The organism is Xanthobacter lutulentifluminis (assembly GCF_043194675.2).
GTDB lineage: Bacteria > Pseudomonadota > Alphaproteobacteria > Rhizobiales > Xanthobacteraceae > Xanthobacter.
Genome location: NZ_CM195525.1, coordinates 925,787 through 949,801, shown reverse-complemented (window position 1 = coordinate 949,801; position 24,015 = coordinate 925,787). Strand labels below are relative to the sequence as shown.

Annotated in this window: 18 protein-coding genes and 1 tRNA gene; 12 read left to right on the top strand and 7 right to left on the bottom strand. The window is 70.2% G+C overall.

Going from position 1 to position 24,015, the window contains the following annotated elements:
* The first annotated feature begins 57 nt into the window (after window positions 1-57).
* The 4 genes from pdxY to V5F49_RS04270 all read left to right on the top strand — a co-directional run bounded on the left by pdxY (window position 58) and on the right by V5F49_RS04270 (window position 3,841).
* Window positions 58-906, top strand: coding sequence for a pyridoxal kinase PdxY (gene pdxY, locus V5F49_RS04285; RefSeq protein ID WP_394114424.1), 849 nt, complete (start codon window positions 58-60; stop codon window positions 904-906).
* A gap of 71 nt (window positions 907-977) precedes the next feature.
* Entirely contained in the window at window positions 978-1,874 is an 897-nt protein-coding gene (locus tag V5F49_RS04280; protein WP_394114425.1) for a PhzF family protein, read from the top strand.
* Window positions 1,875-2,012: 138 nt separating this feature from the next.
* Window positions 2,013-3,107: an alkene reductase gene (locus V5F49_RS04275; RefSeq protein WP_394114426.1), complete on the top strand. Its 1,095-nt coding sequence runs from the start codon at window positions 2,013-2,015 to the stop codon at window positions 3,105-3,107.
* Window positions 3,104-3,841 (top strand): NUDIX hydrolase, encoded by a 738-nt coding sequence (locus V5F49_RS04270; RefSeq protein WP_394114427.1) that lies wholly within the window; start codon window positions 3,104-3,106, stop codon window positions 3,839-3,841. The genes V5F49_RS04275 and V5F49_RS04270 overlap by 4 nt, the downstream gene beginning before the upstream one ends.
* A gap of 305 nt (window positions 3,842-4,146) precedes the next feature.
* Here V5F49_RS04270 and V5F49_RS04265 read toward each other — a convergent pair whose 3' ends face one another.
* On the bottom strand, window positions 4,147-4,527 hold the full coding sequence (locus V5F49_RS04265) for a tautomerase family protein (protein WP_394114428.1): 381 nt from the start codon (window positions 4,525-4,527) through the stop codon (window positions 4,147-4,149).
* A 92-nt stretch (window positions 4,528-4,619) separates the two neighbouring features.
* Here V5F49_RS04265 and V5F49_RS04260 point away from each other — a divergent pair, with 92 nt between their 5' ends.
* The 7 genes from V5F49_RS04260 (at window position 4,620) to V5F49_RS04230 (ending at window position 13,462) form a co-directional block, all read left to right on the top strand.
* On the top strand, window positions 4,620-5,477 hold the full coding sequence (locus V5F49_RS04260) for a LysR family transcriptional regulator (protein ID WP_394114429.1): 858 nt from the start codon (window positions 4,620-4,622) through the stop codon (window positions 5,475-5,477).
* A 323-nt stretch (window positions 5,478-5,800) separates the two neighbouring features.
* The gene (locus V5F49_RS04255) at window positions 5,801-7,387 is read left to right on the top strand and encodes a 2-isopropylmalate synthase (RefSeq protein WP_394114430.1); all 1,587 of its coding nucleotides are present in this window, start codon (window positions 5,801-5,803) and stop codon (window positions 7,385-7,387) included.
* A 400-nt stretch (window positions 7,388-7,787) separates the two neighbouring features.
* On the top strand, window positions 7,788-8,762 hold the full coding sequence (locus V5F49_RS04250) for a tripartite tricarboxylate transporter substrate-binding protein (RefSeq protein ID WP_394114431.1): 975 nt from the start codon (window positions 7,788-7,790) through the stop codon (window positions 8,760-8,762).
* Between the two features lie 270 nt (window positions 8,763-9,032).
* Entirely contained in the window at window positions 9,033-9,494 is a 462-nt protein-coding gene (locus V5F49_RS04245) for a tripartite tricarboxylate transporter TctB family protein (RefSeq protein WP_394114432.1), read from the top strand.
* Window positions 9,495-9,504: 10 nt separating this feature from the next.
* Window positions 9,505-11,004 carry a tripartite tricarboxylate transporter permease gene (locus tag V5F49_RS04240; protein ID WP_394114433.1) on the top strand — a complete coding sequence of 500 codons (1,500 nt, stop codon included), beginning with the start codon at window positions 9,505-9,507 and terminating at the stop codon, window positions 11,002-11,004.
* Window positions 11,005-11,114: 110 nt separating this feature from the next.
* Window positions 11,115-11,190 (top strand) — tRNA-Lys (locus V5F49_RS04235).
* A gap of 238 nt (window positions 11,191-11,428) precedes the next feature.
* Window positions 11,429-13,462 (top strand): YgiQ family radical SAM protein, encoded by a 2,034-nt coding sequence (locus tag V5F49_RS04230; protein WP_394114883.1) that lies wholly within the window; start codon window positions 11,429-11,431, stop codon window positions 13,460-13,462.
* On the opposite strand, the gene V5F49_RS04225 is transcribed toward V5F49_RS04230, so the two are convergent.
* The 6 genes from V5F49_RS04225 to V5F49_RS04200 all read right to left on the bottom strand — a co-directional run bounded on the left by V5F49_RS04225 (window position 13,449) and on the right by V5F49_RS04200 (window position 22,282).
* Window positions 13,449-14,777, bottom strand: coding sequence for an RsmB/NOP family class I SAM-dependent RNA methyltransferase (locus V5F49_RS04225; protein ID WP_394114434.1), 1,329 nt, complete (start codon window positions 14,775-14,777; stop codon window positions 13,449-13,451). The genes V5F49_RS04230 and V5F49_RS04225 overlap by 14 nt on opposite strands.
* Window positions 14,778-14,917: 140 nt before the next feature.
* Window positions 14,918-16,072 (bottom strand): acyl-CoA dehydrogenase family protein, encoded by a 1,155-nt coding sequence (locus V5F49_RS04220; RefSeq protein ID WP_394114435.1) that lies wholly within the window; start codon window positions 16,070-16,072, stop codon window positions 14,918-14,920.
* Window positions 16,073-16,082: 10 nt separating this feature from the next.
* Window positions 16,083-17,279, bottom strand: coding sequence for an acyl-CoA dehydrogenase family protein (locus V5F49_RS04215; RefSeq protein WP_394114436.1), 1,197 nt, complete (start codon window positions 17,277-17,279; stop codon window positions 16,083-16,085).
* A gap of 3 nt (window positions 17,280-17,282) precedes the next feature.
* Complete coding sequence (locus tag V5F49_RS04210; RefSeq protein ID WP_237355872.1) at window positions 17,283-18,470, bottom strand: acetyl-CoA C-acyltransferase; 1,188 nt, start codon at window positions 18,468-18,470, stop codon at window positions 17,283-17,285.
* 21 nt (window positions 18,471-18,491) lie between these two features.
* On the bottom strand, window positions 18,492-20,201 hold the full coding sequence (locus V5F49_RS04205) for an AMP-binding protein (protein ID WP_394114437.1): 1,710 nt from the start codon (window positions 20,199-20,201) through the stop codon (window positions 18,492-18,494).
* The gene (locus V5F49_RS04200; RefSeq protein WP_394114438.1) at window positions 20,201-22,282 is read right to left on the bottom strand and encodes a 3-hydroxyacyl-CoA dehydrogenase NAD-binding domain-containing protein; all 2,082 of its coding nucleotides are present in this window, start codon (window positions 22,280-22,282) and stop codon (window positions 20,201-20,203) included. Before V5F49_RS04200 ends, V5F49_RS04205 begins: the two co-directional genes overlap by 1 nt.
* Window positions 22,283-22,738: 456 nt before the next feature.
* On the opposite strand from V5F49_RS04200, the gene V5F49_RS04195 reads away from it, so the two are divergent.
* On the top strand, window positions 22,739-23,932 hold the full coding sequence (locus V5F49_RS04195; protein WP_394114439.1) for an ABC transporter substrate-binding protein: 1,194 nt from the start codon (window positions 22,739-22,741) through the stop codon (window positions 23,930-23,932).
* Window positions 23,933-24,015 lie beyond the last annotated feature (83 nt).

Sequence of the window (24,015 nt, the reverse complement as noted above, 5' to 3'; positions counted from 1 at the left end):
CGGCCGGACGTCCCCCGCGCGGGGACGAGCCGAGGACCCGCCCCGAGGACCCGCCCCATGAACCTCCTCTCCATCCAGTCGCACGTCGCCTACGGCCATGTGGGCAATGCCTCGGCCGTGTTTCCGCTGCAGCGGCTGGGGGTGGAGGTGTGGCCGATCCACACCGTCCAGTTCTCCAACCACACCGGCTACGGCGCCTGGCACGGGCAGGTGTTCGAGGCGGCGGTGATCGGCGACCTCGTGGCCGGCATCGCCGAGCGCGGCGCGCTGCCCCGGTGCGACGGCGTGCTCTCCGGCTACATGGGCTCGGCCGACATCGGCGGCGCCATCCTCGATGCGGTGGAGCGGGTGCGCGCGGCCAATCCCAAGGCGGCCTATTGCTGCGATCCGGTGATCGGCGACGTGGGGCGCGGCATCTTCGTGCGGCAAGGCATTCCCGAGTTCATGCGCGAGAGGGCGGTGCCGGCGGCCGACGTCATCACCCCCAACCAGTTCGAGCTGGAGCTGCTCTCCGGGCGGCGCTGCGTGTCGCTGGACGATGCGGTGGCGGCGTGCGCGGTGCTGCATGCGGCCGGCCCCCGGGTGATTCTCGTCACCAGCCTGCACACCGCCGAGACGCCCCCCGACAGCCTGGACCTGCTGGCGTCCGGTCCCGACGGGCGCTTCCTCGTGCGCACGCCGCGTCTTGCGGTCTCGCCCAACGGGGCGGGGGACGCCATCGCCGCGCTGTTCTTCCTGCACGTGCTGCGCACCGGCTCCACGGCGGAGGCGATTTCGCGCGCCGCATCCTCCATTTACGGGGTGCTGGAGCGGACAGAAAAGGCACAGTCGCGGGAATTGCTGCTGGTGGAGGCGCAGGAGGAGTTCGTGGCGCCGTCCCGGCTCTTTTCGCCCCTCCCGATCTAGGCAAGACTGAGCCTGAACCGGTCCGTGCGCGGGGGCGCGGGGCTGACCTTGAGCGTCGAGACCATTCATCCATGCCGCGCCGCTATGTGATCCTGGACGTTTTCACCTCCCGTCCCTTCGGGGGCAATCCGCTCGCGGTGGTGCTCGATGCCGCCGGCCTCGATGACGCGGCCATGCAGCAGATCACCCGCGAGTTCAACCTGTCCGAGACGGTGTTCGTGCTGCCGCCGCGCAATCCGGCGAACCGCGCGCGCATCCGCATCTTCTCGGTGGCGCACGAGATGCCGTTCGCCGGCCATCCCACGGTGGGTACGGCGGTGCTGCTGGCGCGCGAGGACAAGACGGCCAAGGGCACCCTCCGCCTCGAGGAGAACATCGGCACCATCACCTGCGAGGTCACCCTCGCGGGCGAGGACGGACGGCGCGGCGCGGCCGTCTTCACCGCTCCGCGCAAGGGCGAGATCGAGGCCGCCGACATCCCGCGCGAGGCCTGCGCCGAGGCGCTGAACCTCGATCCGTCCGACATCGGCTTCGATGCCCATCGCCCGGTGGTGGCGAGCGCGGGCGTGCCGTTCCTGTTCGTGCCGCTCGCCGACCTGACCGCGCTTGCCCGCGCCCGCCGCGACGAGGCCGCCTTCCTCGCCACCCTCGGCGCCTATGGCGAGGCGCTCTACCTCTACACGCTGGACGAGGAAGGCGATGCCGACTTCCGGGCCCGCATGTTCTCCCCCGGCCTCGGCATCGTCGAGGACCCGGCCACCGGCGCCGCCGCCGCCGCCTTCCCCTGGGTGCTGCTGGACGCGGAGAACCGGGTGGACGGCCACCACAAGGTGCGCATCGACCAGGGTTTCGAGATGGGCCGCCCCAGCCGCGTGGATCTCGGCTTCACGGTGAAGGGCGGCGCGGTGCAGGGCGCCACCATCGGCGGCTCCGCCGTGGTGGTGGCCGAGGGGGTGCTGCACATCTGAGGGTCGTCAATACCTGCCATTGACAGAACTCAGGCGTGAGATCGTGCGAATGTGCGATCGCGGTCTTGGCGGGAGCAGGATGCAACATATCTTCGCTGCATCGCACTGTTCCCGCTCACCCACCCCGGAGGGTTTCCCATGAGCGCGCCGTCCCTGTTCGACAGCTTCCGCCTCGGCGATGTGACGCTTTCCAACCGCATCGTCATGGCCCCCCTGACCCGCAACCGCGCCGTCGCCGGCTTCGTGCCGAGCCCGCTCGCGGTGGAATATTACGCCCAGCGCGCCGATGCCGGCCTCATCATCACCGAGGCCTCGCAGATCTCCCAGCAGGGCCAGGGCTACCAGGACACCCCCGGCATCTATTCCGACGCCCAGGTGGAAGGCTGGAAGAAGGTGACCGATGCCGTCCACGCCAAGGGCGGGCGCATCTATATCCAGCTCTGGCACGTGGGCCGCGTCTCCCACACCGCGCTGCAGCCGAACGGCGGCGCGCCGGTGGCGCCCTCGGCCATCCGCGCCGAGACCAAGACCTTCGTGAACAATGGATTTGCCGAGACCTCCGAGCCGCGCGCGCTGGAGCTGTCCGAGATCCCCGGCCTCATCGAGGACTATCGCCGCGCCGCCGCCAACGCCATCCGAGCCGGCTTCGACGGCGTCGAGATCCACGGCGCCAACGGCTATCTGATCGACCAGTTCCTGCGTGACGGCGCCAACAAGCGCACCGACGCGTACGGCGGCTCCATCGCCAACCGCGCCCGCTTCCTGCTGGAGGTGGTGGATGCCGTGGTGGGCGAGATCGGCGCCCAGCGCACCGGCCTGCGCCTCTCGCCCGTGGCGCCCGCCAACGGCCTGACCGATTCCGACCCGCAGCCGCTGTTCAACTACGTGTTCGACGAGCTGGAAAAGCGCCACCTCGTCTATATCCATGTGGTGGAGGGGGCGACCCAGGGCCCGCGCGACATCAACCCGAACTTCTCGTTCGAGGAGCTGCGCGTGCGCTATTCCGGCGCCTGGATGGTCAACAACGGCTACGACCTTTCCCTCGCCAAGACCGCGGTGGCGGAAGGCAAGGCGGATCTCGTCGCCTTCGGCCGCGCCTTCATCTCCAATCCGGACCTGGTGGAGCGCCTGCGCCGCGGGGCGCCGCTGAACGAGCTGGACCGCGCCACCCTCTATGGCGGCGGCGCGGCCGGCTACACCGATTATCCCACCCTCGCCGACGAGGCCGCATGAGCGACGGCGGATGGGGCTTGCCCTGGGCGGTGGAGCGGCGGATCGCGCCGGTTCACCGCCTGGATTTCCGCGCGGAAGCGGGCGGATGGCCGGAGATGGAGCCCCTGAAGGGCGAGATCGAGGCCCATTTCGCCCGCCGCGCGGCGGAAAATCCGCATCTGTGGAATGGCCCCATCCTGCTTTTGCGGGATTTCACCTTCTCCGGCGGGACGCTTTCGGGAGCCTTCCGCCGGAGCGACTTTGCCGCCTTCACCTTCTGGCGGGACAACGGCTGGCGCGACCTCGGCATGGTCAACGCCTTCGCCCTCGCCGCCATCGAGGGGGCGGACGGCGGCTTCGTGCTCGGCGTGATGGGGCCGCAGACGGCTTCGGCCGGGCGCACCTATTTTCCCGGCGGCACGCCGGACCCCTCCGACATCACCGCTGACGGCCGTGTGGACCTGCACGCCTCCATGCTGCGCGAGCTTGCGGAGGAGACCGGCCTCCTCCCGTCAGACATCGCCCGCGATGGCGGCTTCACCGGCCTGTTCGACGGGCCGCGCGTGGCGCTGCTCGGCCGGCTCGTGTTCGACGCGCCGGCGACCGAGCTGGCGGTGCGCATCCGCGGCTTTCTCGCCAGCGAGGCCGCGCCGGAGCTCGCCGACGTGGCCGTGGTCCATTCGGAGGCCGACCTTACCCCGGCGATGGCCCCGTTCGCCGTGGACTACATGCGCTGGCGCTGGGCGCAGCGTTGAGAAGGCAGGGGCGCGGCATCAGCCCGCGTCCGCCGATCGGTCCCAGCCGGCGCACCGGGCGATGGCCGCGCGTTCCACCTGATCGCACCAGCGGGCTGCGGGATATTCCGGTGCGCCGGACGGAGCCGCGCGGCGGCAGAGCCGGAACAGCCGGACGGCAAGTGTCGTGAAACTGGAGATCCGCATCGCGTCATGCCTGAGGGGCCCGGCCGCGGGCGAGGCGCAGGCCACCGCCCGCGCGGGGTAGGCGGGAAGGCTCCTGGCCGGCATCTTTCACCGGTGGAGCCGCCGGAAATCCGCGCGTCTCAGGCGTATTGGGCGAGGCCGTTGCCGAGCGACCAGTTTTCCCGGACGCCCTCGATCAGGTTCACGAAGACGTCCTCGGGCCGGATGCCGGGATTCGTTCCGAGCTTGCCCGCGATCGCCTTGTAGAGCGCCTTCTTCTGCTCCGGCGTCCGCGTGTTCATGGCGCTGATCTGGATGAACACCACGTCATCGCTGCGGGCGATGCCGGCATAGGACGCGCCAAAGCGGAAGTCGGACGCATCATGCTGGGTGATGGTCATGAACTGGTCGTCGTCCGGCACGTTGAACGTCTCGGTGAGGGCGCCATAGATGCCGTCGAAGATGGCCTGGCGGTAGGCGTCCGGCTTGCCGGAGCGCAGGGAGATGTGGACGAGGGGCATGGCGGTTCCTCCGATTGGACCCCTCCGAGGCTATGCCGCGCTCCATCATTTTGATATTCTATCGGACCGAATATCAAAGATAATGAATCGATATGACTGCCGCGCCCCTCGATCTCGATTCCGTGCTCGCCTTCCTGCGCATCGCCGAGATGGGCAGCTTCACCCGCGCGGCCGAGGCCATGCAGACCACCCAGGCCGCGGTGAGCCTGAAGCTGAAGCGGCTGGAGCAGCGGCTGGGGTGCCGCCTGGTGGAGCGCACCCCGCGCCACGTGCAGCTCTCGGCGCGCGGCGAGGCGTTCCTCGACCATGCGCGCGAGCTCATGGAGGCGAACGACCGCGCCCTCTCCCTGTTCGTGGCGGCGCGGGCGCGCCTCACCATCGGCATCAGCGACCATGTGGCCGGGCCGGAGCTGCCCGCCCTCATCGCCCGCATGAACGCGCAGGACCCGCAGCTGCTGATCGAGATCCGCATCGGCTCCTCGGGCAATCTGCTGCAGGCGTTCGACCGGCGCGAGCTCGACACGGTCATCGTCCGCCTCCACGCCGGGCGCGATGACGGGGAGTGCCTCGCCGAGGAGCGATTCGGCTGGTTCGCCGCGCCGTCCTGGCAGCACCGCGCGGGCGAGCCGCTCCCGCTCGCCACCATGGCCGAGCCGTGCGGCGTGCGGGCCCTGGCGGGCCGGATGCTCGATGCGGCCGGGGTGGCGTGGACGGAGGTGTTCGTCGGCGGCGGCGTGACGGCGGTCGCCGCCGCCGTCATGGCCGGGCTGGGGGTGGCCGCGCTCTCGCCGCGCATGGTGCCGTTCGGCGCGATGGACGTGGGCCGCAGGCTCGGCCTGCCGGAGCTGCCGCGCCTGCCGGTGCTGCTGCACACCCGCGTCACGGACGACCGCCCGCGCGAGGCCCTCGCCGCCCTCGCCGCCGCCTACCGCAACGCCGTGCGGGGCTAGGGCCCCCACCCCTTGCGCTCGCCGTGCGCCTCCGGTATGAGCTTGCTCCCGATTGAATGAGCGAAGAGTAGAGCGCCCGTGTCGTTTCGCACGACCAAGACTGCCGCTTCTGCCCCCCGGACCGTGACGGTTCCGGGCAACGCTCTCATTCTGCGCGCGCTTCTTCTCCTTAGCCGCCCCTGAGGGCCGGCCGGGCTTGCGCCTGGGCACTCAGGGGAACCGCCGCCGCCGGGTACAGACCCGACGCCCGTTTCGGCTTATGATCCGGCCAAACCGCCCGCACGAGAGGGGCACCGCGCCGGACCGCGAGAGGACCGCATTCCATGACCGCCAGCCACAGCTCCGCCACGCCCGTATCCGCCGGCACGTCCGAGCGTGATCGCGTCATCATCTTCGACACCACCCTGCGCGACGGCGAGCAGTGCCCCGGCGCCTCCATGACCTTCGAGGAGAAGCTGGAAGTCGCCGCGCTCCTCGACGAGATGGGCGTCGACGTGATCGAGGCCGGCTTCCCCATCGCCTCCATCGGCGATTTCGAGAGCGTGGCCGAGATCGCCCGCCGCACCAGGAACGCCACCATCGCCGGCCTCTCCCGCGCGGCGCTGAACGACATCGACCGCTGCGCCGAGGCGGTGAAGCACGCGCGCCGCGGCCGCATCCATACCTTCCTCTCCACCTCGCCCGTGCACATGAAGTACAAGCTCCAGAAGGAGCCGCACGAGGTGCTGGAGATGATCGTCGCCTCCGTCACCCGCGCCCGCAACCATGTGGAGGACGTGGAGTGGTCGTCGGAGGACGGCACCCGCACCGAGATCGATTTCCTGTGCCGCTGCGTGGAGGCCGCCATCAAGGCCGGCGCCACCACCATCAACATCCCCGATACCGTGGGCTACACCACGCCGGGCGAGTATGAGGCCCTGTTCCGCACCGTGATCGAGCGCGTGCCGAACTCGGACAAGGCCATCTTCTCGGTGCATTGCCACGACGACCTCGGCATGGCGGTGGCCAATTCGCTGGCCGGCCTCGCCGGCGGCGCGCGGCAGATCGAATGCACCGTCAACGGCATCGGCGAGCGTGCGGGCAATGCCGCGCTCGAAGAGGTGGTGATGGCCATCGAGACCCGTTCCGACGTGCTGCCCTATCGTTCCGGCATCAACACCAAGATGCTGACGCGCGCCTCCAAGCTGGTGTCGGCGGTCACCTCCTTCCCGGTGCAGTACAACAAGGCCATCGTCGGCCGGAATGCCTTCGCCCACGAGAGCGGCATCCATCAGGACGGCATGCTCAAGCATACCCAGACCTACGAGATCATGACCCCCGAGAGCGTGGGCGTCTCCAAGACCTCGCTGGTGATGGGCAAGCACTCCGGCCGCGCCGCCTTCCGCGACAAGCTCAAGGCCATGGGCTACGAGCTGGGCGAGAACGCGCTCAACGATGCCTTCGCCCGCTTCAAGGATCTCGCCGACCGCAAGAAGGTGGTCTACGACGAGGACATCGAGGCGCTGGTGGACCAGGAGATCGCCGCCGCGCACGACCGCATCAAGCTCATCTCCCTGTCGGTCATCGCCGGCACCCGCGGCCCGCAGCGCGCCACCATGCGCGTGGAGGTGGACGGCCGCACGGTGACGGAGGAGGCCGAGGGCAACGGCCCGGTGGACGCCACCTTCAACGCCATCAAGGCGCTGGTGCCGCACCAGGCCAAGCTCGACCTCTACCAGGTCCACGCCGTGACCGAGGGCACGGACGCGCAGGCCGAGGTGTCGGTGCGGCTCGAGGAGAACGGCAAGGTGGTCACCGCCCGCGCCGCCAATCCCGACACGCTGGTGGCCTCCGCGCAGGCCTACATCACCGCGCTCAACAAGCTGCAGATGAAGCGCCAGTCCGTGAACCCGCAGAGCGCGGTCGGCTGACGCCGCCTCCCTGCGCATCCCTCCGCATCGAAAGGCCGCCTCCGGGCGGCCTTTCCGCGTTCATGGGGGCCGTGGCGTCATGGTGCGGTGCGGTAGCTGGGGAGGGCGAAGAAATTCGCGCGAGCCCCGATCCGGACGGTTTCGGGGGCGGCGCGGGGCGCGCCTGCGGGGCCGCGATGGGGCGCCGTAGGGGAAATTGACGTAACGCCAGCGTGTTGGACCTTCCGCCGGTCCGCGATGCAGTGCCGAAGGGATGGGTGTGCAGGCGCAAAACGCCTGTGCCGCCAGCAGCTTCGCCGATCCGCCGCCGCGGATTCGGGCTTGACGGTTCCCCAAGGGCGACCTTCAAAAGGGAGGTAAGGGGCGTCCTCGAGAAACAGCACCCGGAGGAGGAAACACGATGCGTATCCTGACAGCGGCGGTGGCCTTGGCCGCTGCGCTCGGCCTGGCGTCCGCGGCCGGCGCCCAGACCTACCCCAGCCGGCCCATCACCATGATCGTCCCCTTCGCCGCCGGCGGTCCCACCGACACGGTGGCGCGCCTCGTCGCCGAATCCATGACGAAGACGCTCGGCCAGCAGGTGATCGTGGAGAATGTGGGGGGTGCCGGCGGCACCCGCGGCGCCGGCCAGGTGGCGAAGGCGGCGCCGGATGGCTACACCGTGCTGCTGCACCACATCGGGCAGGCGACCGCCGCCAGCCTCTACCGCAAGCTGCCCTACAATCCCGCCACCGATTTCGAGGCCGTCGGCCTCGTCACCGCCGTGCCCATGACCATGATCGGCAAGACCGGCCTTGCCCCCAAGACCATGGCCGAGGTGGTGGAGTTCGTGAAGGCGAACAAGGAGAAGGTGACCTACGGCAACGCCGGCGTCGGCTCCGCCTCGCACCTGTGCGGCATGCTGTTCATGTCCACCATCAACGCCCAGATGACGACGGTGCCCTATCAGGGCACGGGCCCGGCCATGAACGACCTGGTCGGCGGCCAGATCGACCTGATGTGCGACCAGACCACCAACACCACCGGCCAGATCAAGGGCGGCAAGGTGAAGGCCTATGCGGTCACCACCAAGGACCGGGTGAAGTCGCTGGCGGACGTGCCCACCATGCAGGAAAGCGGCCTCAAGGACTTCGAGGTGGCGGTGTGGCACGGCGTCTACGTGCCCAAGGGCACGCCCAGGGAGATCGTCGACAAGCTGAACGCGGCCATCGACACCGCGCTCGATGACCCCAAGGTGGTGGCCCGCTTCGCCGACCTCGGCACCGAGCCGGAGCCCAAGAGCCGCCGCAGCCCGGCCTTCCACAAGGACTTCGTGATCGCCGAGATCGCCAAGTGGAAGCCGGTGATCCAGTCCGCCGGCGTCTACGCCGACTGACGGCGCGGCGGCGTCCCGCCCGCCCTCGCGGATGGCGGGCGCAGATGGCGGGCGCATGCCGCCGGCGCCGCCGGTCGCCTCGGGGAGGGCGCGCCGCGCTGCGGTTTCGCCGCCACCGCGGTCCCCACGCCGCCGTCGCGCAGATCCGGCGCTGCCAATGGGCGGCGCCGCAGTTCCGCCGCCCGCGCCCCCGGCCGGGCGGCGTCCGCGTCCGCAGGGGACCATGCCCGGCGGCCGCCCATACCAAGACCGAACCGGCTGGGAGGGGACATGAACATCATTCGCAACCCCAAGGACGTCATGTCCGGGCTGCTCTTCATCGCGCTCGCCGCGCTGTTCGCCTGGCAGGCGCTGGACCTGCCCATGGGCACGGCGGTGCGCATGGGGCCGGGCTACTTCCCGATGGTGCTGGCGGGCCTCATGGGCCTGCTCGGGCTGATCGTGCTCATCAACGGCCTGCGCTTTCCGGGCGAGATGCCGAGCGGCGTCGCCTGGCGGGCGCTGGCGGTGCTCACCTTCGCGGTGGCGTTCTTCGGCTTCGCGGTGCGGCCACTGGGCTTCCTGCCGGCGCTCGCCATCTCGGTCTTCGTCTCGGCGCTGGCCAGCACGAAGTTCCGCCTCCTCACCGCGCTCGCCAACACGGCGGTGATGACGCTGTTCGCCTGGGTGGTCTTCATCAAGGGGCTGGGCCTGCCGCTGCCGCTGCTCGGCCCGTGGCTCGGCGGCTACTGAGGGGGCGGCGATGGAACTGTTCGACAACCTCGCCCTGGGCTTCTCGGTCGCGCTCTCGCTCCAGAACGTCCTCTACTGCTTCGTGGGCGTGCTGCTGGGCACGCTGATCGGCGTGCTGCCGGGCCTCGGGCCCATCGCCACCATCGCCATGCTGCTGCCCATCACCTTCGGGCTGCCGCCGGTGTCCGCGCTCATCATGCTGTCGGGCATCTATTACGGCGCGCAGTATGGCGGCTCCACCACCGCCATCCTCATCAACCTGCCGGGCGAGAGCTCGTCGGTCGTCACCGCCATCGACGGCCACCAGATGGCCAAGAAGGGCCGCGCCGGCGCCGCGCTCGCCACCGCCGCGCTGGGCTCCTTCTTCGCCGGCACGGTGGCGACCTTCCTGCTCGCCGTGTTCGCCCCGCCGCTGGCGGACCTCGCGCTGCAGTTCGGGCCGCCGGAATATTTCTCGCTGATGGTGCTGGGCCTCATCGCCTCGGTCACGCTGGCGTCCGGCTCGGTGGTGAAGGCCATCGCCATGATCGTGCTGGGCCTGCTGCTCGGCCTGTCGGGGCAGGACATCTACACCGGCGTGCCGCGCTTCACCTTCGAGCTGCCGGAGCTCTCCGACGGCTTCGACTTCGTGGCGCTCGCCATGGGCATGTTCGGCATGGGCGAGATCATCCGCAACCTGGAGGACGAGCACGCCCGCTCGCTGGTGGCGGCCAAGGTGAAGAACCTGATGCTCACGAAGGAGGAGTTCAAGCGCATCATCGCGCCGGTGCTGCGCGGCACGGCGCTCGGCTCGTTCCTCGGCATCCTGCCGGGGGGAGGGGCGATGCTCTCCTCCTTCGCCGCCTATTCCATCGAGAAGAAGATCTCGCGCACCCCGCAGGAGTTCGGCCGCGGCGCCATCGAGGGCGTGGCGGGGCCGGAGAGCGCCAACAACGCCGGCGCGCAGACCTCGTTCATCCCCATGCTGACGCTCGGCATCCCCTCCAACCCGGTGATGGCGCTGATGATCGGCGCGCTCATCATCCAGGGCATCACGCCGGGCCCGAACGTGGTGACGGAGAAGCCCGACCTGTTCTGGGGCGTCATCGCCTCCATGTGGATCGGCAACTTCATGCTGGTTCTGCTGAACCTGCCGCTGATCGGCCTGTGGGTGCGGCTCTTGACCGTGCCGTACCACATGATGTTCCCGGCCATCGTCGCGTTCTGCTGCATCGGCGTCTACAGCGTGAACAACAACACGTTCGACGTCTACTCCATGGCCCTGTTCGGCGTGCTCGGCTACGCGCTGGTGAAGCTCGACTGCGAGCCGGCGCCGCTGCTGCTCGGCTTCGTCATCGGCCCCATGCTGGAGGAATACCTGCGCCGCGCCATGCTGATCTCCCGCGGCGACCCCATGGTGTTCGTCACCCGTCCCATCTCCGCCCTGCTGCTGGCGCTGGCGGCGGCGGCGCTGGTGGTGGTGCTGCTGCCCTCGGTGCAGAAGACCCGCGAGGAGGCGTTCAAGGAATAATCCCCCGCGTTCCCCCGGCGGCCGGACCTGTGGAAAACCGGTCGCCGGGGCTCTTGCCAGCCCGGAAAGCATTTGCTACACGAACGCCTCCTTCGGGGGCCACCCCGGACGGGCGCATAGCTCAGTTGGTAGAGCAGCTGACTCTTAATCAGCGGGTCCTAGGTTCGAGCCCTAGTGCGCCCACCACTCTTTCCCGAGACACCGGAAAGACCAGTTTGCAGCTTGGCTTGCAGGCGATCTTCCGTCTCGGTGCCGCCTCCTTCAGCTTCGGCATCGCCGCATCTGCCCCGGGGCGCGAGACTGTTTCCGCGACCGCAGGTTCCGGCAGCGCGCGCGGCGCCCTCCGGCCCGGTCACCGGCATGTGTCGCCCGCCGGAGCGCGGCACGTTGAATTCGCTGCAGTGGAGTCTTATGCGTGATCGCCATGGATACCCGCGCCAGCGCCGATAACGCCTTGCATTCCCTGTCCGTGATCCGGCCCCACGCCGGAGGGGCGGCGCCGTTCCTGCCCATGAGCCGGGCGGAGATGGACGCGCTGGGCTGGGACGCCTGCGACATCGTGCTGGTCACCGGCGACGCCTATGTGGACCATCCGAGCTTCGGCATGGCCATCATCGGCCGCCTCCTGGAAGCGCAGGGCTTCCGCGTGGGCATCATCGCCCAGCCGGACTGGCAGTCGGCGGAGCCGTTCAAGGCGCTCGGCCGGCCGCGGCTGTTCTTCGGCGTCACCGGCGGCAACATGGATTCCATGGTGAACCGCTACACCGCGGACCGCCGCCTGCGCCACGACGACGCCTATACCCCGGCGGGGGAGGGCGGCCGGCGGCCGGACCGCTGCACCATCGTCTACACCCAGCGCTGCCGCGAGGCGTTCAAGGACGTGCCGATCGTGCTCGGCGGCATCGAGGCCTCGCTGCGCCGCATCGCCCATTACGACTACTGGTCCGACAAGGTGCGCCGCTCGATCCTGGCCGACGCCAAGGCGGACCTTTTGATCTACGGAAACGCCGAGCGCGCCGTGGTGGAGGTGGCGAACCGCCTTGCCGCCGGCGCGGCCCCGCGCGAGCTCGACGCGGTGCGCGGCGTCGCCCTGTTCCGCAAGGTGCCGGAGACCTATACCGAGCTCCACGCCGACGATCTCGACGATGCCGACGAGGGCGCGGCGCGCCGTCCGGGTGACGTGGTGATCCGCCTGCCGTCCTGCGAGCAGGTGGAGGAGGACAAGGAAGCCTATGCCCGCGCCTCCCGCGTGCTGCACCGGGAGAGCAACCCCGGCAACGCCCGCCCGCTGGTGCAGCGCCACGGCGACCGCGACCTGTGGCTGAACCCGCCGCCCATCCCGCTCACCACGGACGAGATGGACGCGGTCTACGACCTGCCCTACGCCCGCGCGCCGCACCCCGCCTATGGCGATGCGAAGATCCCGGCGTGGGACATGATCAAGTTCTCGGTGACCATCATGCGCGGCTGCTTCGGCGGCTGCAGCTTCTGCTCCATCACCGAGCACGAGGGCCGCATCATCCAGAACCGGTCGGAGGGCTCGATCCTGCGCGAGATCGAGCAGATCCGCGACCGGACGCCGGGCTTCACCGGCGTCATCTCGGACATCGGCGGCCCCACCGCCAACATGTACCGGATGGCCTGCAAGGACCCGAAGATCGAGGCCGCGTGCCGGCTGCCGTCCTGCGTGTTCCCGGACATCTGCCCCAATCTCAACACCTCCCACGACGACCTCATCCGCCTCTACCGCAAGGTGCGGGAGGTGAACGGCGTGAAGAAGGTGATGGTGGCCTCCGGCGTGCGCTACGACCTGGCGGTGAAGAGCCCGGAATATATCCAGGAGCTGGTGACCCACCACGTCGGCGGCTACCTGAAGATCGCTCCCGAGCACACCGAGCGCGGCCCGCTCGACAAGATGATGAAGCCGGGCATCGACACCTATGACCGCTTCAAGGAGATGTTCGACGCGGCGGTGCGGCGGGCCGGCAAGAAATACTATCTGATCCCGTATTTCATCGCCGCGCATCCGGGCACGACCGACGAGGACATGATGAACCTCGCGCTCTGGCTGAAGAAGAACCGCTACCGCGCGGATCAGGTGCAGACCTTCCTCCCCTCGCCCATGGCGACGGCGACCGCCATGTACCACACCGGCGTCAATCCGCTGCGCCCGGTGCGGCGCGGGGGCAGCGACACGGTCAACGCCATCAAGGGGCTGCGCCAGCGGCGGCTGCACAAGGCGTTCCTGCGCTATCACGACCCGGACAACTGGCCGGTGCTGCGCGAGGCGCTGAAGCAGATGGGCCGTGCCGATCTCATCGGCCCGCGGCCGGACCAGCTGGTGCCGGCCCATCAGCCGCCCGGCACCGGCAAGGCCGCCGGGACCGCGCGCCCGGTGCGCCGCGCCGGCGGGGCGCAGCGCTTCACCACCAAGGGCGTTCCGATCAGGAAGAAGTAGCGTCCCCGGCCTCCGGGGCCGTCGCCTCGCGGGTCAGCACGGCGGCGAAGAAGCCGTCGGTGTCGTGCTGCGCGGGGGTGAGGGCGAGATAGTCGGACTGCCCCGGACGGGCGAGCTGCGGCGCCACCTCGGCCAGCGGCACCACGCGGAACGCGGGATGGGCGGCGAGGAAGGCGGCCACCTGCGCCTCGTTCTCCTCCGACAGCAGGGAGCAGGTGGCGTAGACCAGCCGCCCGCCGGGCTTCACCAGCCGCGCCGCGCTGGCGAGGATGCGCGCCTGCAGCGGCAGCAACGCCTCCAGCCCCAGGCCGAGCATGCGCCAGCGTGCGTCCGGATTGCGCCGCCAGGTGCCGGTTCCGCTGCACGGGGCATCCACCAGCACGCGATCGAACGAGCCCTTGTGGCGCTTCACCCAGCGGTCGGTCTCGCTGGCCAGCGCCCGCGTCTCGATGTTGTGCAGCCCGGCGCGCCGGAACCGTTCGGCGGCACGCTTCAGGCGGGTTTCCAGCACGTCGCAGGCGATGACATGGCCCCGGTTGGCCATCTGCGCGCCGATGGCCAGCGTCTTGCCGCCGGCGCCGGCGCAGAAGTCCACCACGCGCTCGCCCGGTCGCGCATCGACCACCAGCGCCACCAGCTGCGAGCCCTCGTCCTGGATCTCCACCGCGCCGCTCTTCAGCATGGGCAGGCGCGAGAGGGAGGGGCGCGTGGCGACGCGGATGCCGAAGGGCGCCATGGGCGAGGCGGTGGCCGGCAAGGCGAGGTCGCGCAGGCCCGACAGCACGTCCTCCCGCGTCGCCTTGAGGGGATTGACGCGCAGGTCCAGCGGCGCCGGCGTCAGCAGCGCATCCATCTCCGGCCCGAACGTGTCGGGGAACCGGCGGCGGAGCGGCTCCATCGCCCAGTCCGGGCACTCGAAGCGCACCGCGTCCGGCATGGCGGCATGGTTGACGGGGCAGCCGTGCAGCTTGACCAGCAGCGACCGCTCATTCTCGCTCAGCGGGTCGGGCGTGAGCTTGCCGCCGGTGAACAGCCGCTGCACCTGATCGCGCGTCTGGCCCTCGCCGAGCGCGAGCCAGGCGAGCAGGCGGTTGCGCGGCAGGTCCTCGCGCCCATGCCTGGCCAGCCACCAGCCGAGGCGTGCGTGGTGGCGCAGCAGCGCATAGAGCAGCTCGGCCACACGGCCCCGATCGGCCTCATCGAGGTCGCGGCGAAAGCGGAACCACGAGGAGACGATCGCATCGGCGGGGCGCGCGACGCGATCGACTTCGTGGATCAGCTCGAGGGTGGCTTGCAGACGGGCGGCAGGGGTCACGGAAGGGCGGCCAGACCTAGAAAACGGCGCGGCACCATAGACGACGGCTCTGCCGTTGCCTATCGATTCGCGCCGTTCCGGCCCGCCGCGCGGCCCCGCGGGATGGATCTCCCGCGGGATGATCGATCCGCAGGGCGCCCTCAGGCGGCGCTGACGAGGCCGCCGGCGAGGGTGACCCGCCGCTGGTGATAGGCGGTATCGCCGAACATCAGCTCGATCATGGCGAGGCGGCGGAAGTGATGCGCGCCGATATATTCCATGGTCATGCCGATGCCGCCGTGCAGCTGCACCGCCGTCTGGCCCACGAAGCGGGCGGCGCGGTTGATCTGCACCTTGGCGGCGGAGAGGGCGACGGCGCGCTCGGCCGCGTCCTCCGCCTCCACCATCATGGCGGCATAGAGCGCCATGGAGCGGGCCTGCTCCAGCGCCACGAACATGTCCACCGCCTGGTGCTGCAGCGCCTGGAACGAGCCGATGGCGACGCCGAACTGCTTGCGCGTCTTCAGGTATTCCACCGTCAGCTCGTGCAGCGCCTCCATCAGGCCCACCGCCTCGGCGCACAGGGCGGCGATGGCGCCTTCCACCACCCGCTCGACGATGACGAGCCCCTCGCCCTCCGGGCCCAGCACCGCGTCGGCGGGGATGAACACGTCGGAGAGGATCACGTCCGCCGCGCGCCCGCCGTCCTGGGTGGGATAGGCGATGAGGCTGACGCCGGCCGCATCCACAGGCACCAGGAACAGGGTGATGCCGGCCGCGTCGCGCCGGTCGCCGGCGGTGCGGGCGCTGACCACGAGGGTCGCGGCGGCATCGGCGTTCAGCACCACGCTCTTGCGGCCGTCGAGGCGGAAGCCGCCGTCCACGGCGCGGGCGGCGGTGGCGACATCGTTGAGGTCGTAGCGCGCCTGCACTTCGGAATGGGCGAAGGCGAGGCCGGCTGTGCCGTCCATCAGGCCGGGCAGCAGCGCGGCGCGCTGGGCCGGGCCGCCGGCGAGGCGTACGGCGCTGCCGCCGAGGATGACGCTGGCGAGGTAGGGCTCGGGCGCCAGCGCGCGGCCGAGGGCCTCCATCACCACCAGCGTTTCCACCGGGCCGCCGCCGAAGCCGCCATCTTCTTCCGCGAACGGCAGGCCGAGCAGGCCCAGCTCCGCCAGCTCCGCCCACCGCGCCTTCGGAAAGCCGAGCGGCTCGGCGCGGGCCGAGGCCAGCTGCTCGATGCCGGGATAGGTGTCGGCCGCCCAGCGCCGGACGGTATCCTTGAGGAGCGACTGCTCGTCGGTCAGGTCGAAATCCATGGAGCCCTCCTCACAGGCCGAGGATCGCCTTGGCGATCACATTGTGCTGGATCTCGTTGGATCCGCCGTAGATGGACACCTTGCGGTGGTTGAAATAGACCGGCGCCGCCGCGTCCGCCCAGGCGAACAGGGCCTCGGCATCATTGTCGCCGGCGCCGTCGCGCAGGGCGGGCAGGGCCTGCGGGCCGGCCAGCTCCAGCAGCAGCTCGGTGGTGGCCTGCTGCAGCTCGGAGCCCTTGATCTTCAGGATGGAGGATGCGGGGTCGGGCTTGGTGGGGTCGCGCGTCGCCTGCGCCGCCACCACGCGCATCTGGGTGATCTCCAGCGCCTTCAGCTCGATCTCCACGCTCGCGAGGCGGGAGCGGAAATCGAGGTCGTCCCACATGGTGCCGGCGCCGGCCGGGGTGGTGCGGGCGAGACGCTTGATGCGGGCGATGCGCTCCTTCGACATGCCGATGCGGGCGATGCCGGTGCGCTCGTTGGCGAGCAGGAACTTGGCATAATCCCAGCCCTTGTTCTCCTCGCCGACCAGATTCTCCACCGGCACCTTCACGGCGTCGAGGAACACCTCGTTCACCTCGTGCCGGCCGTCGATGGTGATGATGGGCCGCACGGTGACGCCGGGGCTCTTCATGTCGATGAGGATGAAGGAGATGCCCGCCTGCTTCTTGGCGTTGGGGTCGGTGCGGGCGAGGCAGAACATCCAGTCGGCATACTGGCCGAGCGTGGTCCAGGTCTTCTGGCCGTCGATGATGTAATGGTCGCCCTCGCGCACCGCGCGGGTCTTCAGCGAGGCGAGGTCCGAGCCGGCGCCGGGCTCGGAGAAGCCCTGGCACCACCAGTCCTCCAGGCTCTTGATGCGCGGCAGGAAGCGGCGCTTCTGCTCCTCGCTGCCGAAGGTGGCGATCACCGGGCCGACCATGTGGCAGTTGAACTGCAGCGGCAGCGGCACCGCCGCCTGCATCAGCTCCTCCATGAAGATGTAGCGCTCAACGGCGCTCCACGGCTGGCCGCCATGCTCCACCGGCCAGCCCGGCACGGCCCAGCCCTTGTCGTTCAGGATGCGCTGGGAGGTCACGTAGTCCTCGCGCGCCAGCTTGCGGCCCTCCGACACCTTGGTGCGGATCTCGGCCGGGATGGCAGTGCGGAAGAAGGTGCGGACCTCCTCGCGGAAGGCGATTTCTTCGGGGGTGAAGCGCAGGTCCATGGATCAGGCCTCCGGATTGATTTCGATGAGGCCCGCGGCACCCATGCCGCCGGCGATGCACATGGTGACGACCGCATAGCGCACGCCGCGCCGGCGCCCCTCCAGCACCGCGTGGCCGACGAGGCGCGCCCCGCTCATGCCGAACGGATGGCCCACCGAGATGGCGCCGCCGTTGACGTTGCAGATCTCCGGGTCGATGCCCAGCGTGTCGCGGCAATAGAGCGACTGGGAGGCGAACGCCTCGTTCAGCTCCCACAGGCCGATGTCGGAGACCTTCAGCCCATTGCGCTCCAGAAGGCGCGGCACGGCGAAGACCGGGCCGATGCCCATCTCGTCCGGCTCGCAGCCGGCGGTGGCATAGCCGCGGAAGATGCCGAGCACCTGCGCCCCCCGCCGCGCCGCCTCGGTGGACGACATGAGCACGCTGGCGGAGGCGCCGTCCGAGAGCTGCGAGGCATTGCCGGCAGTGACGAACTCGTCCTCGCCGCGCACCGGCTTCAGCTTGGCGAGGCCCTCCAGCGTGGTGTCGGCGCGGTTGCCCTCGTCGCGGGAAAGGGTGACGCTCTCGCGCCGGGTCTCGCCGGTCTCCTTGTCGGTCACCGCCTTCTCGACGGTGATGGGCACGATCTCGGTGTCGAACAGGCCGGCCTGCTGGGCCCGGGCGGTGCGCTGCTGGCTCTCGAGGGAGAAGGCGTCCTGCGCCGCGCGGGTGATGCCGTAGCGCCGGGCGACGTTGTCGCCGGTCTCGATCATGGTGACGTAGATGTCCGGCTTGTGCGCCATCAGCCAGTCGTTGCGGAACAGCTCGCGGTTCACCGGCTGCACCAGCGAGATGGATTCCACGCCGCCGGCCACCGCCACCGGCACGCCGTCGAACGCGATGCGCCGCGCCGCATGGGCCACCGCCTCCAGCCCCGAGGCGCAGAAGCGGCTGACCGTGACGCCGGTCGCGGTCACCGGAATGCCGGCCACCAGCGCCCCGTGGCGGGCGACGTTGCCGCCGGTGGCGCCTTCAGGATAGCCGCAGCCCATCACCACCTCCTCCACCTCGGCGGGGTCCACCTTGCCGCGGGCAAGGGCGTGGCGGATGGCGTGGGCGGCCATGTCGGCGCCCTTGGTGATGTTGAGCGCGCCGCGCTGCGCCTTGCCGATGGGCGTGCGCGCGGTGGAGACGATGACGGCATCAGCCATTGGGCTTCCTCGTTCTGGTCTTCAGTGTGTTTCGGGGGCTTCGCCGGCGGCCGCGGCCACTTCCGCCATCAGCACCTTGGGCAGGAGCTTGCCGACGGGGCTGCGCGGCAGCTCGGCGCGGAATTCCAGCGCGCGGGGCATCTCGTGGCGGCCGAGCCGGTCGGCGAGGAAGTCGGTGAGCGCGTCGAGGGTGAAGGGCTCGGCCCCGGCCTTCAGCTTCACGTAGGCCTTGGCGGACTGGCCGCGATAGGCATCGGGCACGCCGATGACGATCACTTCCTCCACCGCCGGATGCTCGTAGATCGCGCTCTCCACCGCCGCCGGATAGACGTTGAAGCCCGACGAGATGATCATGTTCTTGCGGCGGTCGACGATCTCGAACAGGCCGCTCTCGTCCATGCGCCCCATGTCGCCGGTGAGGAACCAGCCGTCGTGGAAGGCGGCGGCGGTGGCCGCCTCGTCGCCGAGATAGCCCTTGAACACGTTGGGCCCGCGGATGGCGATCTCGCCCACCTCGCCGGGGGGCAGCGCCTCGCCCGGCGCGTCCATGGCGACGATCCGCAGGGCGAGGCCGGGCAAGGGAATGCCGATGAGCCCGAGCCGGCGCGGCACCCGGAAGGGCACCCGCGAGCCGGCGGGGCCGGTCTCCGTCATGCCCCAGCCGTTGTTGAGCTGGGTGCCGATGATGGCCTCGATGCGCGCCTGCACCTCGAACGGCAGCGGCGCGCCGCCGGAGACGCAGGACTTCAGCGGGGAGAAGTCCACCGCCTCCACGCCCGGCCGGTTGAGCAGCGCCACCCACATGGTGGGCACGCCGGAGAACTGGCTGGCCTTCAGCTCGCTCACGTCACGGATCAGCCGCTCCACGTCGAACCGCTGGCGCAAAAGGATCTCGTTGCCGTCGCGCAGGTGGCGCAGCAGCACGGTGGTGAGCGCATAGATGTGGAACAGCGGCAGCACCGCCACCACCTTCTCGGTGCCGGCAACGAGCGGGCGGCCGCCGTCGCGCCACAGGCGATACATGCTCACCGCCGAGGTGAGGTTGCCGTGGCTGAGCATGGCGGCCTTGGGCAGGCCGGTGGTGCCGCCGGTGAACTGCAGCACCGCGATATCGTCCACCGAGGGCAGTGGCGCGTGGAGCGGAGCATCGCTGAACAGGCCGGCGAGGGGGCGCACGCCCGGCCGCGCGGGCAGGGGCAGCGGCGCGGTCTCGCCGGCGCCCCACATGGCGTCGTCGCCCACCAGCACCTCGTCCACCACGCCGGTGTCCAGCATCTCCAGCGCGCCCGGCAGGAAGCCGGGCAGGTTGGTGGTGATGATGCGGCGCGCGCCGGTGGCCTTCAGCTTGTGGATGATCTCGCGCCGGGCATCGAGCGCGCTGATGTGCACCACCCGCGCCCCGAGCCGTGCCAGCGCGAAGAAGGCGATGGGGTGCCAGGGCGTGTTGGGCAGCAGCAGGGCGATGTTGTCGCCGCGCCGCACCCCGTCCTGCGCCAGCCCGCTGGCGAGGCGCTCCACGAGGCGGCCGAGCGCGGCGTAGCTGATCTTCGCGTCGCGGAAATCGAACGCGGGCCGTTCTGCTCCGGCTGCTACACCGGCGGCGAGCAGGTCCGGCAGGGTGGTGATCTCCAGCGGCGCGGACCAGTCGCACACGTCCGGAAAATGCGCCTGCCAGGGCGGCGCCTCGCCACCCGGCGCGTGAGACGGCGCAGGGGAGTGGCCTTGCGCCATCACGCCGCCTCCGCCGCGAACGTGCCGGGCCCGGCCGCGAGGCGCCTCAGCAGCGCCGCCGGCTTCAGGCTGTCGTCGCCGGTCTCGGCGGCCATCTCCTCGAGGCCGGCGACGATGCGGGCAAGGCCCACGCCCTCGGCCCAGTGCATGGGCCCGCCGGTGAAGGACGGCCAGTTGTAGCCGTTGAGCCAGATGACATCGATGTCGCCGGAACGGGCGGCGATGCCCTCCTCCAGGATCTTCGCGCCCTCGTTGACCATCGGGTAGAACAGGCGCGCCTGGATCTCCTCGATGGTGAAGCTGCGGCGGGCGATGCCGCGCTCGGCGGAGAGCGCGGCGATCAGCGCCTCCGTCTCCGGATCGCGGGTGCCCGCGCGGGCGCCCTCGGGATAGAGATAGAAGCCGCGCCCGGTCTTCTGGCCGAACCGGCCCTGCTCGGCCAGCGCATCCGCCACCGGGGCCTTCACCGCCTTGTCGCCGGCCGCCTTGCGGGCGCGCCAGCCGATGTCGATGCCGGCGAGGTCCGCCATGGCGAACGGGCCCATGCGGAAGCCGAAATCGGTCACCGCCGCATCCACCTCGTGGGGCAGGGCGCCGGCGAGGAGCAGGCGCTCGGCCGCCTCGGTGCGGCGCGCCAGAATGCGGTTGCCGACGAAGCCGTAGCACACGCCCACCACCACCGGCAGCTTGCCGAGCTTGCGGCCAAGATCGAGGCCGGTCACCAGCACGTCGGGCGCCGTTTGTTCCCCGCGCACCACTTCCAGCAGGCGCATCACGTTGGCGGGGCTGAAGAAATGCAGGCCCACCACATCCTGCGGCCGGCTGGTGGTGGCGGCGATGGCGTCCACGTCGAGATAGGAGGTGTTGGTGGCGAGGATGGTGCCGGGCTTCGTCACCCGATCGAGGGTGCCGAAGATCTCGGCCTTCACGCCCATGTCCTCGAACGCGGCCTCCACCACGATGTCGGCATCGGCCGCCGCCTCGAGGCCCACCTTGGGGGTGATGAGAGCCATGCGCGCGTCCATCGCCTCCTGCGAGAGCGAGCCGCGCTTCACCGAGGTGGCGTAATTGGCGCGGATGCGCTCCACGCCCACGTCGAGCGCCTCGGCCTTCACCTCGATGAGGGTCACCGGGATGCCGGCCTGGGCGAAGCACATGGCGATGCCGCCGCCCATGGTGCCGGCGCCGACGACCGCCGCAGAGGCGATGGGCCGGGCCTTCACCTCCTTGCCGATGCCGGGGATGCGCGCGGCCTCCCGCTCGGCGAAGAAGACGTGGCGCAGGGCCTTGGAGCTCGGGTCCGCCACCAGCGCCTTGAAATGCGCCCGCTCGGCGGCGAGGCCGTCAGCGAACGACCGCTCGAACACGCCGCGCACGGCATCGATCAGCGCCGGCACGTTGGGAACGCGGGCGGAGCGCTTGAGCGCGTCGGCGGCGGCAGCCTCGAAGGCGGCGCGGTCCTCGGCGGTCAGCTTGTCCGCGCCCTCGCGCGCCCGGGGCCAGGTGCCGGCGGCGGCAAGCGCCAGCGCGCGCTCGGCAGCGGCCGCCACGAGGTCGCCGTCCGCGATGGCGTCGGCGAGGCCGAGGCTGAGCGCCTTCTGCGCCGTCACCTGGTCGCCCGTGAGCATGAGGGCGAAGGCCGGCGCGGCGCCGATGAGGCGCGGCAGCCGCTGGGTGCCGCCGGCGCCGGGAATGATGCCGAGCTTGATCTCGGGCAGGCCCAGCCGCGCGCCGGGCGCCACCACTCGGGCATGGCAGGCGAGGGCGAGCTCCAGCCCGCCGCCGAGCGCCATGCCGTTGACGGCGGCGACCACCGGCTTCGGGCAGTCCTCGATGGCGGCCAGCACGTCCGGCAGGGCAGGGGGAACGGGGGGCTTGCCGAACTCGGAGATGTCGGCACCGGCCACGAACACCTTGCCGGCGGCAGCCAGCACGACGGCCTTGACGGCCGGGTCGGCGGCGGCGGCCGCGATGCCCTCCGCGATGGCGCCCCGGACCGCCGCGCCGAGCGCATTGACCGGCGGATTGTCGATGACGAGCACGGCGACGCCGTTCGAGACCTCGGTGCGGACCGGAGCCATGTTGTCTCCCTTGTGTTCTGCTATGCAGAATTGCCGTCTGCAATTTTCTGAAGACGTGCCTTGCCGAATGTGTCTTGTCAAGCGCGCTTGTCGGTCAATCAGTGGTGTTATGGTAGGTGTGTGGGATATTTTGTTCCATCATGCAGAACTGATGACCGCATAATTGACATGTGGCGGGAGGGCGTGCCATTCATCCACCAGCCCCGGGCGCCGGTCGCGTGACGGGGTCAGAACGCGGAGAAGCCGCGCGGAAGGGGAGGTCTTTGCTGTCCGGACCGGGTCCGCGGCGGCGGCCGCCACACGTCCCGCGCATGCTCTTCCCGCCAGATCACCGCAGCCGCGGTCGCGTGGCGGACGGCGCGCGCCGCTCCGGTCGCGGACACGTCTGCGACCGCCGGGGCGGCCGCGCCGAGGGGATCGGCCGCCCGGCGTCAGAAACGCTCAGGGAGGACATACATGGTCGACAGGACAATCGTGTCGGCGGCGCTGGCGTTCGGCGTCACGCTGGCGGCAGGCGCGGCGGGGATCGCGAGCGCCTCGGCCCAGGATGCGCCGAAGACCTTCACCATCGGCGCGCACATGCCGCTCACCGGCTCGCTCGCCCGCTCCGGCCAGGCCTTCACCGAAGGCATGCAGGTGGCGGTGAAGATGTGCAACGCCGCCTCGCCCAAGTTCCAGGTGAAGGTGGACCTCATCGACGACGAGAGCACCCCGGCCAAGGCGGTCTCGGCGGTGGAGAAGCTGTCGTCCGACGGCGCGGTGGCGCTGATCGGCGGCTACGGCTCCAACATCATCGGCCCGGCGTCCGACGCCTCCGACAAGCTCGGCAAGGTCTACATCACCGCCGGCGCCGTCTCCGACGAGCTGACCAAGCGCGGGCTGAAGACCTTCTTCCGCATCAACAACAATGCCGGCTACGAGCGCGGCATCGCCACCCTCATCGGCGACCTGAAGCCCGCGAAGGTGTCCATCGTGGCCTCCACCAAGGAGGCGCCCGCGCTGCTCGCCGAGGGGCTTGAGAAGGACCTCGCCGCCAAGGGCATCGCCGTGACGGTGCACAAGTTCGATCCGGCGATCACGGATTTCAAGCCGATCATCAACAAGATCAAGCTGCAGGACAAGCCGGACATCATCATGATGTCGGCCTACGAGAACGACTACGTGGGCATCATCCGCGCCGCCAAGGTGCTGAAGCCCAACGTGAAGCTGATCGTCGGCACCTGGTCCCTCGCCACTCCGAAGATGTACACCGAGTTCCCCGACCTGATGAACAACGTGGTCGGCACCTCCTTCCTGCCGTTCCCGGTGGAAGTGAAGGACGAGGAGGGGCGCAAGTTCTCCGAGATCTACAAGCAGTCGTACAATAAAGAGATCGAGTATCTCTCCACCCTGAGCTTCGTGGAGACCATGGCGCTGTGCGAGGCCATCGTCCGCGCCGCCGAGGCGGGCACGCTGGACAAGGGCGGGCTTGCCGCCGAGATGCGCAAGACCGACCGCAACAGCCTGCTCGGCCGCATCCAGTTCGACGAGACCGGCGACAACCCCAACTTCGCGCTCTCCATGGGCCAGCACCGCGACGGCAAGATCGTGCTGGTGTCGCCGAAGTCGGCCGCCACGGGCGAGATCGCCTATCCCGCCCTGCCGTGGTGAGGCGAGGCTGACATCGCGGCCCGCCGGCACCGGCGCCGGCGGGCCGCATCCTGCCGGTGCCCCGACCCCGGCCTGCTCCTCAC

Bases quoted from the DNA above. Each gene is read 5' to 3' on its own strand.
- pdxY (WP_394114424.1), top strand. From the start codon at position 58: ATGAACCTCCTCTCCATCCAGTCGCACGTCGCCTACGGCCATGTGGGC.
- V5F49_RS04280 (WP_394114425.1), top strand. From the start codon at position 978: ATGCCGCGCCGCTATGTGATCCTGGACGTTTTCACCTCCCGTCCCTTC.
- V5F49_RS04275 (WP_394114426.1), top strand. From the start codon at position 2,013: ATGAGCGCGCCGTCCCTGTTCGACAGCTTCCGCCTCGGCGATGTGACG.
- V5F49_RS04270 (WP_394114427.1), top strand. From the start codon at position 3,104: ATGAGCGACGGCGGATGGGGCTTGCCCTGGGCGGTGGAGCGGCGGATC.
- V5F49_RS04265 (WP_394114428.1), bottom strand. From the start codon at position 4,527: ATGCCCCTCGTCCACATCTCCCTGCGCTCCGGCAAGCCGGACGCCTAC.
- V5F49_RS04260 (WP_394114429.1), top strand. From the start codon at position 4,620: ATGACTGCCGCGCCCCTCGATCTCGATTCCGTGCTCGCCTTCCTGCGC.
- V5F49_RS04255 (WP_394114430.1), top strand. From the start codon at position 5,801: ATGACCGCCAGCCACAGCTCCGCCACGCCCGTATCCGCCGGCACGTCC.
- V5F49_RS04250 (WP_394114431.1), top strand. From the start codon at position 7,788: ATGCGTATCCTGACAGCGGCGGTGGCCTTGGCCGCTGCGCTCGGCCTG.
- V5F49_RS04245 (WP_394114432.1), top strand. From the start codon at position 9,033: ATGAACATCATTCGCAACCCCAAGGACGTCATGTCCGGGCTGCTCTTC.
- V5F49_RS04240 (WP_394114433.1), top strand. From the start codon at position 9,505: ATGGAACTGTTCGACAACCTCGCCCTGGGCTTCTCGGTCGCGCTCTCG.
- V5F49_RS04230 (WP_394114883.1), top strand. From the start codon at position 11,429: ATGGATACCCGCGCCAGCGCCGATAACGCCTTGCATTCCCTGTCCGTG.
- V5F49_RS04220 (WP_394114435.1), bottom strand. From the start codon at position 16,072: ATGGATTTCGACCTGACCGACGAGCAGTCGCTCCTCAAGGATACCGTC.
- V5F49_RS04215 (WP_394114436.1), bottom strand. From the start codon at position 17,279: ATGGACCTGCGCTTCACCCCCGAAGAAATCGCCTTCCGCGAGGAGGTC.
- V5F49_RS04210 (WP_237355872.1), bottom strand. From the start codon at position 18,470: ATGGCTGATGCCGTCATCGTCTCCACCGCGCGCACGCCCATCGGCAAG.
- V5F49_RS04205 (WP_394114437.1), bottom strand. From the start codon at position 20,201: ATGGCGCAAGGCCACTCCCCTGCGCCGTCTCACGCGCCGGGTGGCGAG.
- V5F49_RS04200 (WP_394114438.1), bottom strand. From the start codon at position 22,282: ATGGCTCCGGTCCGCACCGAGGTCTCGAACGGCGTCGCCGTGCTCGTC.
- V5F49_RS04195 (WP_394114439.1), top strand. From the start codon at position 22,739: ATGGTCGACAGGACAATCGTGTCGGCGGCGCTGGCGTTCGGCGTCACG.